The organism is Tsuneonella flava (assembly GCF_002870965.1).
In the GTDB taxonomy this organism is placed as follows: domain Bacteria; phylum Pseudomonadota; class Alphaproteobacteria; order Sphingomonadales; family Sphingomonadaceae; genus Tsuneonella; species Tsuneonella flava.
In genome coordinates this window covers 216,624-233,787 of the sequence record NZ_PHSO01000007.1, presented here as the reverse complement: position 1 = coordinate 233,787, position 17,164 = coordinate 216,624, and the positions used below count along the sequence as shown (strand labels likewise).

The following is a 17,164-nucleotide window of genomic DNA, read 5'->3' as shown; positions in this document are numbered from 1 at the left end:
CTGCTCTGTAAAGATACAGCCTCTCCTGTTCACGGAGAGGGATAGAGGACACAATGACCGACAAGCAAAGCTCTGGCCCCACCTACGCCGACTGGAAAACGCTGGCGGACAAGGAGGTGAAGGGCCGGGATCTCATCTGGCACACTCCCGAAGGGGTTGACGTCAAGCCGCTCTATACCAGCGAAGATACGCAAGGGATCGACCCCGGCGTTCCGGGCATCGCGCCGTTCACGCGCGGGCCGTATGCCAGCATGTATACCGGTCGCCCGTGGACCATTCGCCAATATGCCGGGTTCTCGACGGCTGAGGAATCCAACGCGTTCTATCGCCGCAATCTGGCGATGGGGCAGAAGGGGCTGTCTGTCGCGTTCGATCTCGCGACGCACCGCGGGTACGACAGCGATCATCCGCGCGTAGTGGGCGATGTCGGTAAGGCAGGCGTCGCGATCGACACCGTGCGCGACATGGAAATTCTGTTCGATCAGATTCCGCTCGACCAGATGAGCGTTTCCATGACGATGAACGGTGCAGTGATCCCGGTGATGGCGTTCTACATCGTCGCGGCGGAGCGGCAGGGCGTGTCGCAGGACAAGCTATCGGGCACGATCCAGAACGACATTCTCAAAGAGTTCATGGTTCGCAACACTTATATCTACCCGCCCGAACCATCGATGCGGATTATCTCCGACATTATCGGATATACTTCGGCCAACATGCCGAAATTCAACAGCATTTCGATTTCCGGCTATCACATGCACGAAGCTGGTGCGACGGCGGTGCAGGAACTGGCCTTCACCATTGCCGATGGCAAGGAATACGCCAAACGCGCGATGGCCGCAGGTCTGGATATCGATGCCTTTGCACCGCGCCTCAGCTTCTTCTGGGGCATCGGCATGAACTTCTTCATGGAAGTGGCCAAGATGCGCGCCGCCCGCGCTCTGTGGCACGAAGTGATGGAAGGGCTGGGCGCCCGGAACGAAAAGTCCAAGATGCTCCGCACCCACTGCCAGACCAGCGGTGTGAGTTTGCAGGAGCAGGATCCGTACAACAACGTCATCCGCACGACGATAGAGGCGATGGCCGCGGTGCTGGGCGGAACGCAATCGCTCCATACCAATGCTCTCGACGAAGCGATTGCTTTGCCGACTGATTTCTCGGCTCGGATCGCGCGCAATACGCAGTTGGTGATTCAGGAAGAAAGCGGCATCTGCAACGTGGCCGATCCGCTGGGCGGTAGTTATTACGTCGAAAGCCTGACGGCCGCGCTGGTCGAGGAAGCGCGCAAGCTGCTGGTCGATGTCGATGCGGAAGGCGGGATGACCGCTTACGTCGCCACCGGAAAACCCAAGGCGCAGATCGAAGAAGCGGCTGCGGCGAAGCAGGCGCATATCGATCGCGGTGAAACGGTGATCGTCGGGGTCAACAAATACCGCAAGGCAGAAGAAGACCCGATCGAGACGCTCGATATCGATAACCACAAAGTCCGCGCCAGCCAGATCGCGCGTCTCGAACAGGTCCGCGCCAAGCGGGACGAGAAGGCATGTCAGGCGGCTCTGCAGGCGCTGACGGCCGGTGCCAAGGGCGGTGGGAATGTGTTGGCGCTGGCGGTCGAGGCGGCGCGCCACGATGCCACGCTGGGCGAAATCTCGTCCGCGATGGAGGCGGTGTTCGGCCGCTACGATACAGTGCCAAAGCCGGTGCGTGGGGTCTATGCCGCCGCCTATGAAGGCGATACGCGCTATGGCCAGGTGGTCGATGGTGTGAAGGCAGTGGAGCGTCGCCTTGGTCGCAAGCCCAGAGTGATGGTCGCCAAGATGGGGCAGGACGGGCACGATCGCGGCGCGAATGTCATCGCCAGTGCGTTCACCGATATGGGCTTCGATGTAGTGTCCGGCCCGCTGTTCCAGACCCCGGCGGAAACGCGCGATATGGCGCTGGAAAACGATGTCGACGCTATCGGCGCCAGCAGTCTGGCGGCTGGGCACAAGACGCTGATCCCCGAACTGATCGGCCTGCTGAAAGAGGCGGGGCGTAGCGATATCAAGGTGGTGGCCGGTGGAGTGATACCGGCGCAGGATTATGAATTTCTGCGTGAAGCCGGGGTGCAGGGCATCTATGGACCGGGCAGCAATGTCGTCGAATGCGCCGCCGACATGCTGCGCCTGCTGGGTCATAATATGCCGCCCGCCGGTGATGAGCTGGACGAGGCGGCGGAGTGATCCGGAATATTAGGAATAGTTATCTGATGCCAGCCTCGGTCAGCGGGGAAATCTGGCTAATTATCAAAGGGCGATCGCTTGACCCAATCTAGTACTTCCGTCCGCACCGACTGGACTCGCGAGGAAATTGCGGACCTGTTCGAACTTCCGTTTACCGAGCTTCTGTTTCGGGCAGCCAGCGTTCATCGGGAAAACCATCCGCCCGATCAGGTGCAGTTATGCACGCTGTTGTCGATCAAGACCGGCGGTTGCCCGGAAGATTGCGGCTATTGCTCGCAGTCGGTCAAGGCGGACAGCGGGGTTGCGGCGAGCAAGCTGATGGATGTGCAGGCCGTGCTGCAGTCGGCGGCGCAGGCGAAGGATCACGGCAGCCAGCGGTTCTGCATGGGTGCCGCCTGGCGCAACCCGAAAGACCGCGACATGCCCGCGATTATCGAGATCGTGAAAGGTGTGCGGGCGATGGGGCTGGAAACCTGCATGACGCTGGGGATGCTGACCGCGGATCAGGCCGCTCAGCTGAAAGAAGCGGGCCTCGATTACTACAACCACAATATCGACAGCAGCCCCGAATATTACGAGCGCGTGATTACCACCCGAACGATGGAGGACCGGCTCGACACCCTCGGCAACGTGCGTGAGGCGGGGATCAATGTCTGCAGTGGCGGGATCGTGGGCATGGGCGAAACACGCGATGATCGCGTGGGCTTCGTCCATACACTGGCGACGCTGCCTCAGCATCCCGAAAGCGTGCCGGTCAACGCACTGGTGCCGGTGAAGGGCACGGTGCTGGGCGATATGCTGGCCGATACCCCGCTGGCGAAGATCGACGATATCGAATTCGTTCGTACAGTGGCGGTGGCGCGGATCACGATGCCTCTCAGCATGGTGCGCCTCTCCGCCGGTCGCGAGAGCATGAGCGATGCGACACAGGCGCTATGCTTTCTCGCCGGGGCTAACTCGATCTTCACTGGCGACAAGCTGCTGACCGCGCCCAATGCAGGCGACGATAGCGACGCGGCGTTGTTCGCACGTCTTGGCATGACTGCGCTGGAAGGCGAAGAACCGATGCGTGCCGCACAAGCCCGGCCATGCGGTGCACTGGAGGCGGCTGAGTGATTGGCACCATTGTTATTTTCGCCGCTGCGGCGGTGCAAAACTGTGAAACTCTGCGCGGCGCTTCGGAGCAGGACAAGTGCGAGCTGGCCCAGTCTATGAGAATATCGCCGCCGCCCGAATGCAAAGACCCTATCACGCAGTCAGATATGAATATCTGTTCCTACCGCGACTATTTGCGGGCCGATATTGCTCTGAATGAGGCATGGCAGGAACTTACGCGCAGTACGGCCGGGGACCAGAGGAAACGCCATCTCGATGCCCAACGCAAATGGCTGGCTTTCCGCGATGCACAATGTCTGGCGGAAAATGGACCGCGCAGTGAAAGCGGTACGATCTGGCCGCTATTGCAGAACACCTGCCTTACAAGTCTGACCGAAGCGCGCACGAAGCAATTGCGTGATCACGTGGAGATAGAACACTGATGTTCAAGAAAATTCTCATCGCCAACCGCGGCGAAATCGCTTGCCGGGTCATCAAGACCGCGCGCCGGATGGGCATCCAGACTGTTGCAGTCTATTCCGATGCCGATGCGCGCGCGCCATTTGTGCAAATGGCGGACGAGGCGGTGCATCTTGGCCCGCCGCCCGCTGCGGAAAGCTATCTGCTGGCGGAAAAAATCATTCAGGCGTGCAAGGATACGGGCGCAGAGGCGGTTCATCCTGGCTACGGTTTCCTGTCCGAACGGGCGAGCTTCGTAGAGGCACTGGATGCTGCCGGCATCGCCTTCATCGGCCCTCCGGCCAGTGCCATCGCGGCGATGGGCGACAAGATCGAATCCAAAAAACTCGCGAAAGAAGCGGGTGTTAACGTCGTTCCCGGCTTTGTCGGAGAGATCCGCGACACCGATCATGCGGTCGAGATCAGCGACGAAATTGGCTATCCGGTGATGATGAAGGCCAGCGCGGGCGGCGGGGGCAAAGGGATGCGCCTTGCCTACAGCGAAAAGGACGTGCGCGAAGGGTTCGAAAGCGTAAAGCGCGAAGGGCTCAACTCCTTCGGCGATGACCGTGTTTTTATTGAGAAATTCATCGAAGACCCGCGCCATATCGAAATCCAGATTCTGGGCGATAAGCACGGCAATATCGTCTACCTCAACGAACGCGAATGCTCCATTCAACGACGTCATCAGAAAGTTGTTGAGGAAGCGCCAAGTCCTTTTGTTACCGACAAAATGCGTCGGGCAATGGGGGAACAGTGCGTCAATTTGTCACACAAGGTCGGCTATTTTAGTGCTGGCACCGTCGAATTGATCGTTTCGGGCGCGGATTCGACAGGTGAGAGTTTCTACTTCCTCGAAATGAACACCCGGCTCCAGGTGGAACATCCGGTGACCGAAGCGATCACCGGAATCGATCTGGTCGAACAGATGATCCGTGTCGCTGCGGGTGAGGCCCTGCCGTTCAGGCAGGATGATATCGGGATCGATGGCTGGGCGATCGAAAACCGCGTCTATGCCGAAGATCCCTATCGCGGGTTCCTGCCGAGCATTGGCCGTCTGGTGAAATATCAGCCGCCGGTCGAAGGGTGGACCGACGATGGCAGCGCCAATGGCCGCCGCGGTATCGATGGCGTGCGAGTGGACGATGGCGTGTTCGAAGGTGGCGAGGTGTCGATGTTCTACGACCCGATGATCGCCAAGCTCATTACATGGGGCAAAACGCGCGACGAGGCAGCGGACAAGCAGATCGATGCACTGGATGCGTTCCGCCTTCAGGGGCCGGGTCATAACGTCGATTTCCTGTCCGCGATCATGCAGCACCCGCGCTTTCGCGAAGGGGCGCTGACGACCGGCTTCATTGCAGAGGAATATCCCGATGGCTTCGAAGGTGCGCCGCTGACCGATCAGCGCCGCCGGGTGCTGGCGGCTGTGGGCGGCGTAATCGCGACGCTCGATGCCGACCGGGCGCGGCGGATCGATGGCCAGCTCGACGGATCGATGCCGCCTCCCGGTGACTGGGTGGTCACTGTCGGTGGCACCGATCATCAGGTCAGCCTGGAAGAAGACGCGATCACGGTGGACGGAGATCCGGTCGTGCTCGAAATGGCGTATACCCCCGGCGAACGGTTCGTGGAAGTGAAGCTCTATGCCGATGCGGACGACGAGGATGCCGCGCTGATCGGGCAATATGGGCTGCAGCTCGAACCGACTCGCACCGGCTATGCCGTCACCACCCACGGGGCAAAGCACGTGCTGCGTATCCTGCCCGCGCATGTCGCGCCGCTGGCATCGCATATGATCGAAAAGGTGCCGCCCGATCTGTCGAAGCTGCTGATCTGCCCGATGCCGGGCCTGCTGGTCGCGCTGCACGTGGCCGAAGGGGACGAGGTTCAGCCGGGCCAGCCGCTCGCCACAGTGGAAGCGATGAAGATGGAAAATATCCTCCGCGCGGAAAAGACTGCAAAGGTAGCCAAAATCAACGCCGCGCAGGGCGATAGTCTGGCTGTCGATGAGGTAATTCTGGAACTCGAATAATGCACCTGAACCACGCCTCCGATGCTCCCCGGTGCGAGGAAATCGCGTTCGACGATTTCCTTAAAACCGATATCCGTATCGGCACGATTATCTAAGCGGAGGAATATCCCGAAGCGCGCAAGCCTGCCTACAAGCTGCGGATCGATTTCGGGCCGGCCATCGGGGTGAAGAAAACCAGCGCGCAGATCACTGCGAACTATACATTGGACGAATTGCCCGGCCGCCAGGTGGCCGCCGTGGTCAATTTCCCGCCGCGCCAGATCGGCAAATTCATGTCCGAAGTGCTGACACTGGGCTTTGCCGACGAAGCAGGCGAAGTCGTTCTGTTCGCGCCCGATGTGACAGTGCCGAACGGATCGCGGTTGTTCTGATTGGGAGGAGGGGGAGCGCTTCGTTGGCTTCGGGGTAGTCAGGGAGGATGCGTCGCTTCAGCGGTGCAACACCGGCCATGACACTGGCTGCTTTGCGTCATGGTTCCGGTCGTTGAGCCAATCGCCCCCAAATCTCGAAGGCCACGGCTCTCTCTATTGCGCTACCAGTGCCAGCAGAGTTCCAGGCTTCATCTGTCGCAATGGCGAGGTGCGATTTCGGCCGCCCGTGATATAGGCTCAGGACTCATTACTGGACGTCCTGCAGGGATTTGACCAAAATGGCCCATTGCTGCGTCAAAAAGTCTTGAAATATTGACATATTCCTGCGCCCTTTCTCCTTGCGCTGAGCCATTTTGCTTCAAACCTCAACGGTGCCAGTAATGAGTCCTGAGCCTGGGGAGATGATCCTTTCTTGTCGGCAGGCGACAAATGTCGGACCATGATCCACGCCAGGTGCGCTAGATAGCAAGAGAGTGAATCGGGCAGGGTGGCACGCAATTGATAGAGTTTAGGACAGCGATGTGGTTGATCGTGGCGGCGCTCCACCTCGCTGTGATTGTCCGTGCCATTTTGCGCGAAGGGCGCGAATCCTATGCGCGAGCGGCGTGGTTGTTGCTGCTGATTGCCGTGCCGGTCGTCGGCGTGATCTTGTATCTTCTGTTCGGTGAACCGTGGATTTCGAAAGGCTTTCGGGAGCGTTGGCGCCGCGCCTATGAAGAGCTGCTGCCATTCGCTCCTCGCTCGCCACAGGGTGCCGACACGACCGGCTTTAGCGCTAATCCGTTCCGCACGTTCGAGGCGGCATCCTGCTGGCCGATTTCGTTCGGTAATACGGCGCGTCTTCCGCGCGACTCCGATACTGCGATCGCCATGCTGGTAGAGGATATCGATGCCGCGAGGCAGTCGGTTCACCTGTCTTTCTACATCTGGCTTGGCGACAATAATGGCACGAAGGTCGCGGAGGCCGTGTGTCGCGCCGCCCGCCGAGGGGTGACTTGCCGTATTGCCGCCGACGCAATCGGATCACGTGCCTTGATCCATTCCGAGCGGTGGGCAGCTATGCGCGATGCCGACGCGCAACTTTGCAGTTCGCTTCAGGCGCCGTTGGGGCTGGGCTTTCTCGTGGGGCATCGCACCGATCTGCGTAACCACCGCAAGATCGCTGTCATTGACGGGCGCGTCACTTATTGCGGTAGCCAGAATTGCGCCGATCCGGCGTTTCTCGTCAAGCGACACTTCGCGCCCTGGGTCGACATTCTCGTCCGTTACGAAGGCCCGGTGGCACGTCAGGCGGACATCATCTTCGCCTCGGCATGGGCGGCGGAAACAGGCGAAGATCTGCGGCCAGTCATGGCTGCGGATCCCCCTCAACCCTCAGCCGATGGCTTCCCGGCAATCGCCACCGGAACCGGGCCGCTCTCCCCCGGCGGAACGATGACCGACATGTTCGTTGCCGTACTCGCGGCAGCGCGAGTCAGTGCGACGATCACGACGCCATATTTCGCGCCCGATCCGCCGCTGATCAGCGCGATCATTGCAACAGCGCGACGTGGCGTCGCGGTTCGCATCGTCTTTCCACGTCGGAACGATAACCGGATCGTCGGCGCGATCAGCCGAGCCTATTATCCGGTCCTGGCGAAAGCAGGGGTTCGTATCTTCGAGTATTGCGACGGACTGCTTCATGCAAAGACGATCCTGGTAGACGATGCGCTGGCCTTGATCGGATCTTCGAATATGGATCGCCGCAGTCTGGATCTGAATTTCGAGAACAACATATTGTTCGAGTCGGCCGAGCTTGCCGGTCAGGTGCGCGATCGTCAGAATCGCTGGCTGGGGAACGCCATAGAGATCGACCGGGACGATGCCACCAGCCGGCCGATAGCCCGTCGCTTTGTCGACAATCTGCTGACGATGATCGCTCCGCTATTCTGATCCGCAACCGGCCAGATGCCTGGTTTCGTCCGTAATGCAGGCGATCCTCGCGTGCTTGCTCCAGTTACCGATAACAGTCGACAACTTTAAGATTGAAAGGAAATGACCCTTGTTGCTGCCCCCACTGCCGGCATATCGATTTGTAACATGACTTCTCTATCGATAGCGGCGCAAAAGATCCCGACAGCGAAGGTGGCTTCGGAACCGGCGGGCTGGGTGCTGACCGATCTGACCGATTATTTCAATCCGAGCCATTTTTGGGGCGCGTTTGCGCTCGGGATGATTTTCCTGCTCTTCGGCTTGGCGCTGAGCTGGTCGCTCCGCCGGGCGCTGGTAACATTGATCGATCACGATCCGAAAGAACGGATCGATCGCATGACAGTCGGCTTCATCCAGCATCTGACGACCTTCATCATGTGGGTCATTCTCGCGCTGTTATTCTGCCATGCCGTACCTTCCTTAAACAAGCTGACCACGTCACTCCTTGCCGGGGTCAGTATCGTGTCGGTCGTGATCGGTTTTGCCGCGCAGTCGACGCTCGGCAATCTGGTTTCCGGTATCAGCCTTGTGATCTACAAGCCCTTTCGTCGCGGCGACCGGCTGCAACTGACAACTCCGACCGGGGTCGAGACAGGAATCGTGGAGGATCTGTCACTCGGCTACACCGTGCTGCGGACGTTCGATAACCGGCGCATCGTCCTTTCCAATGGTACGATTGCAAACCAGGTTATGATCAACCTGTCGTCGGTCGATCTCAGAGTCATGCTGTCGATGACAATCTCGATCGGTTATACGTCGGACATCGACAAGGCCCGCGCTATTATCCTCGAACTGGCGCAGGCGCACGGCGATGTGCAGGAAATCGTTGGATGCCCGGTGATCAATCTGGGTGCATCGAGCGTGGATCTCTCGCTTCGCGCCTGGTGCCCGGATGCGGCCACTTCCAAATCGGTCGAATACGATCTGCTCGAACAGATCAAAAATCGCTTCGATCAGGCCGGGATCGAGATACCCTATGCGTACCAGAATGTAGTGCTGAGCGGACAGTTTGCCGATAACGACGGCTGCGCTGACGGTAAGACGCAGTCTCCGCGCTAGGACATAATCCGAAGCGAAATCCGGCTAGCCTAATCCTCCACCAGCGCCACGGCGCGGATCCAGCCGGCGCTGGCGCGTTCGATTTTCACCGGGAAGCAGCTTAGCGTAAATCCGGTCGCGGGCAGGGCGGCGAGGTTGGTCAGCTTTTCGATCTGGTAATAGGGACGGATGCGGCCCGCCTTGTGGCCTTCCCAGATGATCGACGGATCGTGGCTTTCGGCCCAGCGCTTGGCGGTGTGGCTGAACGGTGCGTCCCAGCTCCACGCATCGGTGCCAACCACTTCCACGCCGCGTTCGGTCAGCCACAGGGTCGCTTCAGCACCCAGGCCAACGCCCTGATCGATGAAATTGTCCGTGCCGTACACCGCGCCCGATTGGACTAGTACGATATCGAGCGGTTGCAGGGTGTGGCCGATCCGCGCCAGCTCTGCCTCCACCTCTGCCGCCGAGATGACATGGCCGTGGGGCAGGGCGCTGAAATCCAGCTTCACACCGGGGCGGAAGAACCGGTCGAGCGGGGCCTCGTCGATGCTCGGCGCGGGGCGGGCGCCGCTGTCGGTGGTCGAATGGAAATGCCACGGCGCGTCCATATGGGTGCCGTTGTGGGTGGACAGTGTCAGCTGTTCCACCGCCCAGCCTTCGCCATCGGGCAGGTCGTCTTTCTCCAGACCGGGGAAGAACATGGCGATCTGTTGCCAGGTATCTTCGTGCGTCATGTACGTGACCTGCGGGCGCATCACCTCCGGGTCGGACACGACATCGTTGGTGATCGGGATCGACAGGTCGATAAAGCGGGTCATCGCCCGCTTTCCGCGCCCGCCGGAATATCCTGCATCTGTTTGCCGAGGAACAGCTTGAACAGCACGAAGGCCACCAGCCCAACCGCAGCGCTGGCGACATGGACCAGCCAGAATTGCGGTGTCGGCATCGTCGAATACCACCCGCCGATTGTGCCGACGACATAGTTCGAGGCGAAGAAGGCGAGGTAATAGATCCCGATCACCGTCGCATTCAGCGCGCGCGGCGCCAGCTTGGTGAACAGCGCCAGACTGACCGGCAGGATGTGCGCGAAGCCGATCGAGTTCAGCAAGTGGAACATCAGCGGCCAGAACATCGCCACTTTGCCATCGCCTGCGGTGACTGCGCCCATATAGAGGCAAAGGCCGCCGGAAATGGTGAAGACGCTGCCGATAATCATCTTGCCCAGTTCGTCTGGTTCGCGACCGGTTTTCTTCCCGACGTAGTTCCAGAACCAGGCAACCACGACCAGCATCGAGAACGATACCGCGGCATCGATGGTAATCATCCAGCTGCTGTACATCTGGATGCCCAGCAGGTTCAGCGTGAACTTGGTATCGGCCCACACCAGATAGGCGTTGAAGATTTCCTGATTGGTCAGCAGCGAAACGGCCAGCACCGGCACCAGAATCAGCAATGCGATCAGGCGCGGCCATTCGTGCGGCTGGATTTTCTCGCGCTGGGTTTTTTCCTGCCGCTGCGGCTTGTTATCGGCGGGAAGCCAGGGGCGCGCCTTCAGATAGAGCAGCAGGCCCAGTACCATCACGATGCCTGCGGTGCCGAAACCGTAGTGCCAGCCCACATCCTGCCCCAGAGTGCCCGAAATCAGCGGTGCGGCAATCACGCTTACGTTGATGAAGATATAGAATATCTGGAACGCCATCGCCCGGCGATTGTCGTTCTCGCTGTACAATTCGCCCACCTGGCTGGCGATATTGCCCTTGAACAGCCCGACCCCGACGATCAGCGCCAGCAGAGCGAACAGGAACGCCCCTTCGAACGCCATCAGGAAATGGCCGAGTGACATGATCGCCGCCCCCGCGATCAGCGCGGCGCGGCGACCCAGCCAGCGGTCAGCAATGATCCCGCCGACGATGGGGGTGAGATAGACCAGCGAAGTATAGTCACCGAAAATGCGCGATGCGAGTGGCTGACCGTTGAGGCTGTAGAAATTCTCCACTGCGCCCAGGCCGATCACGTTCACGGCATTTTGCGGCAACAGCAGATACTTGGTCATGTACAGGACCAGCAGCGTCTGCATCGAATAATACGAAAAACGTTCGCACGCCTCGACGAAGCCGAGATATCCCAGCCCCTTGGGGTGGCCGATGAAAGCGCGGTCGTCGCGGACGACTGCCTCCACCGTTTCGGGATCGACTTCGGGTGTGGCTTCGGCTGCGGTCATGGCATCCCCGGCATTACGATTGGTTTCAATCGTATCGAGTTAGCGGGCAATGATCGGTCTGTCAGGCGAAATATCGCTACGCCATGCTATGTGCCAAACTATGCGACGCGCAGTTGTTCATCCAGAAATGCAGCTACATCGTCGAGCGAGACATCGCGTTTGAGCACGGCCTTGCCCACCGCTTCCAGCAAGACGAAGGGCAGGGTGCCAGCGTCCATCTTCTTGTCATGCCGCATATGCGCGGCCAGCTTCTGCCCGTCGCAATCGAGGCCGAGCGTGGACAACGAATGCGGCAGGCCAGCAGTTTTCACCGCCTGTGCCACCAGAGCGGCATCGGCATCCGCGATCATCCCCTGTCGCGCAGAATATCGCGCGGCCAGAACCATGCCCAATGCCACGCCTTCGCCATGCAGCAGGCGATCGGAAAAGCCGGTCTCCGCCTCCAGCGCATGGCCGAAGGTATGGCCGAGATTGAGCAGCGCGCGGCGGCCACTGGTTTCGCGCTCGTCCTCCGCGACAATGCGCGCCTTGGCCGCGACACTCATCGACACGGCGTATTCGAGCGCCTGATCTTCCAGCGAAAGCACGGCAGGCCCGTTGGCGGAGAGCCAGTCGAAAAATGCGCGGTCGCCCAGCACGCCGTATTTCAGCACTTCGGCATAGCCCGCGCGCAATTCGCGCAGCGGCAGGGTGGTGAGTGTGCCGAGATCGGCCAGCACCAGCGAAGGCTGATGAAACGCTCCTACCAGATTCTTGCCTGCACGGGTGTTGATCGCCGTCTTGCCGCCGACAGAGCTGTCGACTTGCGCCAGCAGAGTGGTGGGCAATTGCACGAAGCCGCAGCCGCGTTTGAGTATCGCGCAGGCAAAGCCGGTCAGGTCGCCCACGACCCCGCCGCCAAGCGCGAAGACATGGTCGCCGCGCTCCACCTCTTTATCGAGCAGCCACTCACAGAGCTGAGCCAGCCCGTTCCAGCTTTTGGATCCTTCGCCAGAGGGGACGAGATACCAGGCGACATCGTGCCCCTGTTCCATCAGCGCGGTTTCCAGACGGCGGCCGTGCAGTTCGTGCGCGCGTTCGTCGGCCACCACGCAAACCATCTGTTTGCGGATGAAATTGCGTGCCAGCCGACCTGCGCCTTCCAACAGGTCGCGCCCGACATGGACGTCGTATTCGCGCCCGGAAAGATCGACAGGGATCACAGCCATCGGTCGATTGCCTCGATAATTGCCAGCGCAGTGTCATGGTGCGGCCCGTCGGCGCTGGCGACGCGGATCGGGGCCTGACTATAGAATGGAGCGCGTTCGTCGTGCAGCCGAGAGAGGATTTCTTTCGGGTCGCCATCTTTCAGCAGCGGTCGATTGTCCTTGCGCGCAGTCCGTTGCACCAGCGTGTCGATATCGCAATCGATCCACACCGCGATGCCATTGGCGAGAATCTGTTCACGCGTTTCGTCGTTGACGAACGCGCCGCCGCCGGTGGCGATGACACCGTGATGCTCGTCCATCAGTCGCGCCAGCACTCTGCGCTCGCCATCGCGAAAGTATGCTTCGCCGAACTGTTCGAACATTTCGGGGATGGTCATCGCGGCGGCCTGTTCTATTTCGTGATCGGTATCCACGAAATCGAGCGACAGTATAGTTGCCAGTTTGCGCCCGACAGTCGATTTGCCCACGCCCATCAGTCCGACCAGCACGATCGGGCGCATTATCCGACGAGCGATCGCTTCGATTTCGGACTTGCTCAGGCTAAGGGGTTCGGTGTCCATTGCCGCCTCGCCTATAGATGGGCTAGGGCCGGTGCAACCATCAGCAAATGGGAACAGGTAAGTCGCGCGTGGGAACTGGCGGAAAACGAATGGCACTGATCGCTGGCGCTCTGGCCGGGATTGTCGTGATTTATGCGTGGGTCGATGGCGGTGAAGAACCGTTGCGCCCGATTGTGCAATCTGTCGCTGTGCCGGGGGCCGCATCGTGAAACGTTCGCTGTTGCTTGCAGGCGGTGCCACCGCTCTGGCGCTGATTTCGGCGCTGGCTATGGCGCAGGATGCGCCCGAGTCGCTGCTGCCGCCCGGTTTCGAAGATCCCAGGCCTGCACCAACGCCTGCGCCCAGTGCTCGCCCGGCTTCGCGTCCCACCGCTACGCCGCAACCACCGTCGCGCCCGGCCAATGGTGGCAGCACCCCGTCGGCAACATCCACGCCGATCGTGCAACCCCTGACGCAAGGTTCGACAACAGCCGGGGAGGTGGCCGGGGCATTGCCGACATTCGACGGCAAGCTACCGTCGCTCGAACAACTCGAAGCGATGTCGACCGACGATCTCGATGAAGCGCTGGGTCTGAAGCCCAAGGTCGATATTCCGGCCGCTGCCCGTCGTTCTATGGCAGAAGTGGGCGTTCTTGCGCCCGCTGAAGGAGGACTGCCGACATATTCGCTGGCCAGGCAACCGGTGCAACTCGTTCGCGCGGCATTGGCAGGTACAAAGGGGCCGCTCGTTTCGCGGTGGGGTCATATCCTGCTGCGGCGTGCATTGGCCAGCCGACTGGCAGCGCCGCAAGGGATGGACCCGGCAGAATTCGCGGCGCAGCGGGCGGCGCTGCTCAACCGGATTGGCGAATTCGGTGCCGCACGAGCAGTGGTTCAGGATGTAGATACTGCAAACTGGAACCTCGACCTCACGAATGCCGCAGTCGATGCCTATATCGGCACGGCGGATCTTGTTGGCACATGCCCTGTCGTGCGCCTGAAAAGCGGCCTGCGCGAAGATCCGACCTGGCATATGTTGCAGGCGATCTGCAATTCCTATGCCGGTGAAGCGGCACGGGCGCGTACCGATCTCAATCGTCTGCGTTCCCGCGGGAAGGCGGATCGAATCGATGTTCTGCTGGCGCAGCGGTTTGCTGGCGCCGCGGGACAGCAACGCGCCGCTGTGACTATCGAATGGGACGGGGTGAATGAACTGACCCCGTGGCGTTTCGCGCTGGCAAATGCTGTGGGCGAAGCGATCCCTGAAAAGCTGATGCGGAACCCTGCACCCTATTACTTGCGGGCCACGGCGACGGCACCGATGCTAGGCCTGTCGCAACGGATCGCTGCGGCTGATCTGGCGGGGCGCGAAGGCATTTTGTCGTCGCGGGCGATGATCGATCTCTATTCGCAGCTTCATGCAGAAAGCGGGAACACCGACGATGGTCAGGTCGCTGAGGATGCAGGCACTTTACGCCAGGCCTATGTCGGGATCGACGATGCCGCCCGGATGAACGCCATCCGTACATTGTGGGGTGGCAAAACAGCGAAAGATTATTCGCGCCTCGTGCTCACTGCTTATGCAGCAGCACGTATAGAGCCCAGCACCGATCATACGGGCGATGCCGGAGAACTGATCGCATCGATGCTGTCCGCCGGGCTGGACCGCAATGCGCTGCGCTGGGCCAATGTTGTGGAAGAAGGGAGCGAGGGCTGGGCATTGCTGGCCCTTGCCGCGCCGGAGTATCGCGCCAAAGTCGGGGCCGGTGCTATCGGATCTTTCGCCAGTGATGACGGCAGCAGCGGCCAGCGCCGCGCCAAATTCCTGCTGGCCGGGCTAGCGGGGCTTGGTCGGATGGATCAGGGCGATATCGGTTCGGCAGCCAGCGATCTGGGAGTGAGCCTCACCGCTTCGACCAAATGGACCACGCTGATAGATCGCGCCGCGCAAGTCGATAACAAAGCGCTGGTCGCGCTGCTTGCCGGGGTCGGGATGCAGGGTACGGGGTGGGAACGGATGACGCCGCGCCATCTCTACCACATCGTTTCCGCATTGAACCGCGTTGGGCTGTCGGCAGAAGCACGTATGATCGCGGCGGAGGCTGTCGCGCGGGCCTGATGCAGCCGGAGATAGACGCCTTCCTCGCGATGCTCGCTGCAGAGCGGGGGGCAGCGGCCAATACCATTGCTGCGTATCGTCGCGATCTGGATCAGGCGGCGGAATCGGTGGGCGATCTTGCCACTGCGTCCGGGGAACAACTGGCAACGCTGGCGACAGTATGGAGCGGGCTGGCCCCGGCAACGGTGGCGCGCAAGGCGTCGGCATTGCGCCAGTTCTATGGCTTTCTGGTGGACGAAGGGCTGCGGGCGGACGATCCGAGCAACGCTTTGCCGCGCCCGGCAACCCGCCGTCCATTGCCCAAAATCCTCAGCCACGATCAGGTGGAAGCCCTGCTTTCGCGAGCGGAGATCGAAGCTGAGGGCGATAGCCCGGCAGGCGTGAGGATGCTTGCTTTGCTGGAGTTGCTATACGGTTCCGGCCTCCGCGCGACCGAACTGGTGTCGCTGCCGCTATCTGCTGTGCCGCGCGATGCGCCGTTCCTGACGGTGACGGGGAAGGGCGGGCAGGCGCGGATGGTGCCGGTCAGTCGCCGGGCGCAAGCGGCGCTATCGCGCTGGTTGGCGATGCGGCCGGAGGGGCGTTATCTGTTTGCGTCGCGGGGCGGCAAACATCTCACGCGTGTGCGGCTGTTCCAGTTGCTGAAAGAACTGGCCATCCGGGCAGGGGTGCCGCCGGAGAAAGTCAGTCCGCACGTGTTGCGCCATGCATTTGCGACGCATCTGCTGGAAGGCGGGGCGGACTTGCGGGTGCTGCAAACCTTGCTCGGTCATGCCGATATTGCGACCACGCAGATATACACCCACGTCGATGCAGCACGGCTGGTTGCGCTGGTCAACCAGCGGCACCCGCTTGCGCGCGCGGGCGAAGCCGGTTAGCGCGCTGGCGATGAACGCTTATCTCGATTTCGAAAAGCCTGTCGCTCAACTCGATGCGCGGATCGCCGAATTGCGCGACGCTGCCGGTAGCGACGATGTCGATATTTCCGGCGAACTCGCCCGATTGCAGCGCAAGAGCGAGGAATTGCTCGCCAGCACGTATGCCGCACTCACGCCGTGGCAGAAAACGCAGGTCGCCCGCCATCCCAAACGCCCGCATTTTCGCGATTATGTCGAATATGCATTCGACGAATTCGTGCCTTTGGGTGGCGATCGTCTTTATGGTGACGATCAGGCGATCATGGGCGGACTGGCCAGGCTGGACGGTCGGCGCGTGGTCCTGATCGGTCATGAAAAGGGGCACGATACCGAAAGTCGCATCCGCCATAATTTCGGGATGGGTAAGCCGGAGGGGTATCGCAAGGCGATTCGCCTGATGGAACTGGCGGGGCGGTTCGGGCTGCCGGTGGTCACACTGGTCGATACGTCCGGCGCCTTTCCGGGGATCGAAGCGGAAGAGCGTGGGCAGGCCGAAGCCATCGCCCGTTCGACCGAAGCGTGCCTGACGCTGCCAGTGCCGATGGTAGCGACAATCGTGGGCGAAGGCGGTTCTGGCGGCGCAGTCGCGCTGGCCAGTGCGGAACGTGTGCTGATGCTGGAACACGCGGTTTATTCGGTGATTTCGCCCGAAGGGTGTGCTTCGATCCTGTGGCGCACAGCTGAAAAGGCGCCCGACGCTGCCGAGGCAATGAAAGTGACCGCCCAGAACCTGCAAAAGTTGGGTGTGATCGATCGTATTATCAACGAACCGATTGGCGGTGCACACCGCGCCCCGGAAGAAATGGCCAAAGCACTGGGCAAGGCGATCGGGGAAGAGATCGATGCGCTGTCCGCTATTCCGACCGACGTACTTCGTCGCCAGCGGGAAGAGCGGTTTCTCGCCATCGGCGCTAACTAGGCTCCTTCGGTTTTGTCGGCGCGGGGAACATTACCGCGGTATGAGTGGTT

At 60.8% G+C, this 17,164-nt stretch carries 13 protein-coding genes and 1 pseudogene; 10 read left to right on the top strand and 4 right to left on the bottom strand.

Annotation, left to right across the window (positions count from 1 at the left end):
* Positions 1-53 precede the first annotated feature (53 nt).
* The 7 genes and pseudogenes from scpA to CV013_RS13260 all read left to right on the top strand — a co-directional run bounded on the left by scpA (position 54) and on the right by CV013_RS13260 (position 9,209).
* Complete coding sequence (scpA, locus tag CV013_RS13290) at positions 54-2,219, top strand: methylmalonyl-CoA mutase (RefSeq protein ID WP_102156172.1); 2,166 nt, start codon at positions 54-56, stop codon at positions 2,217-2,219.
* A 78-nt stretch (positions 2,220-2,297) separates the two neighbouring features.
* Positions 2,298-3,335, top strand: a complete 1,038-nt coding sequence (gene bioB, locus CV013_RS13285) for a biotin synthase BioB (protein WP_102156171.1) — start codon at positions 2,298-2,300, stop codon at positions 3,333-3,335.
* Positions 3,332-3,757, top strand: coding sequence for a lysozyme inhibitor LprI family protein (locus tag CV013_RS13280; protein WP_223805316.1), 426 nt, complete (start codon positions 3,332-3,334; stop codon positions 3,755-3,757). The genes bioB and CV013_RS13280 overlap by 4 nt, the downstream gene beginning before the upstream one ends.
* Positions 3,757-5,808 (top strand): acetyl-CoA carboxylase biotin carboxylase subunit, encoded by a 2,052-nt coding sequence (locus CV013_RS13275; protein ID WP_102156170.1) that lies wholly within the window; start codon positions 3,757-3,759, stop codon positions 5,806-5,808. The genes CV013_RS13280 and CV013_RS13275 overlap by 1 nt, the downstream gene beginning before the upstream one ends.
* Positions 5,808-6,179 (top strand): annotated as a pseudogene (locus tag CV013_RS13270) (tRNA-binding protein). The gene CV013_RS13275 and the pseudogene CV013_RS13270 overlap by 1 nt, the downstream one beginning before the upstream one ends.
* Positions 6,180-6,698: 519 nt before the next feature.
* Positions 6,699-8,111 carry a cardiolipin synthase gene (cls, locus tag CV013_RS13265; protein WP_223805315.1) on the top strand — a complete coding sequence of 471 codons (1,413 nt, stop codon included), beginning with the start codon at positions 6,699-6,701 and terminating at the stop codon, positions 8,109-8,111.
* A 147-nt stretch (positions 8,112-8,258) separates the two neighbouring features.
* On the top strand, positions 8,259-9,209 hold the full coding sequence (locus CV013_RS13260) for a mechanosensitive ion channel family protein (RefSeq protein ID WP_223805314.1): 951 nt from the start codon (positions 8,259-8,261) through the stop codon (positions 9,207-9,209).
* Positions 9,210-9,238: 29 nt separating this feature from the next.
* Here CV013_RS13260 and CV013_RS13255 read toward each other — a convergent pair whose 3' ends face one another.
* From CV013_RS13255 to CV013_RS13240, 4 genes are all read right to left on the bottom strand, one after another.
* A complete protein-coding gene (locus CV013_RS13255) occupies positions 9,239-10,009 on the bottom strand; it encodes a cyclase family protein (RefSeq protein WP_102156168.1) in 771 nt (256 codons plus the stop codon).
* On the bottom strand, positions 10,006-11,412 hold the full coding sequence (locus tag CV013_RS13250) for a peptide MFS transporter (RefSeq protein ID WP_102156167.1): 1,407 nt from the start codon (positions 11,410-11,412) through the stop codon (positions 10,006-10,008). The genes CV013_RS13255 and CV013_RS13250 overlap by 4 nt, the downstream gene beginning before the upstream one ends.
* 98 nt (positions 11,413-11,510) lie before the next feature.
* Positions 11,511-12,620, bottom strand: a complete 1,110-nt coding sequence (gene aroB / locus CV013_RS13245) for a 3-dehydroquinate synthase (RefSeq protein WP_102156166.1) — start codon at positions 12,618-12,620, stop codon at positions 11,511-11,513.
* A complete protein-coding gene (locus tag CV013_RS13240) occupies positions 12,611-13,180 on the bottom strand; it encodes a shikimate kinase (protein ID WP_102156165.1) in 570 nt (189 codons plus the stop codon). The genes aroB and CV013_RS13240 overlap by 10 nt, the downstream gene beginning before the upstream one ends.
* Positions 13,181-13,385: 205 nt before the next feature.
* Between CV013_RS13240 and CV013_RS13235 the strand changes: the two genes are divergently transcribed.
* The 3 genes from CV013_RS13235 to CV013_RS13225 are packed head-to-tail and all read left to right on the top strand — an operon-like array spanning position 13,386 to position 17,114.
* Complete coding sequence (locus CV013_RS13235) at positions 13,386-15,278, top strand: hypothetical protein (RefSeq protein WP_102156164.1); 1,893 nt, start codon at positions 13,386-13,388, stop codon at positions 15,276-15,278.
* A complete protein-coding gene (locus tag CV013_RS13230) occupies positions 15,278-16,156 on the top strand; it encodes a tyrosine recombinase (protein ID WP_102156163.1) in 879 nt (292 codons plus the stop codon). Before CV013_RS13235 ends, CV013_RS13230 begins: the two co-directional genes overlap by 1 nt.
* A 10-nt stretch (positions 16,157-16,166) precedes the next feature.
* The gene (locus tag CV013_RS13225) at positions 16,167-17,114 is read left to right on the top strand and encodes an acetyl-CoA carboxylase carboxyltransferase subunit alpha (RefSeq protein ID WP_102156246.1); all 948 of its coding nucleotides are present in this window, start codon (positions 16,167-16,169) and stop codon (positions 17,112-17,114) included.
* Positions 17,115-17,164 lie beyond the last annotated feature (50 nt).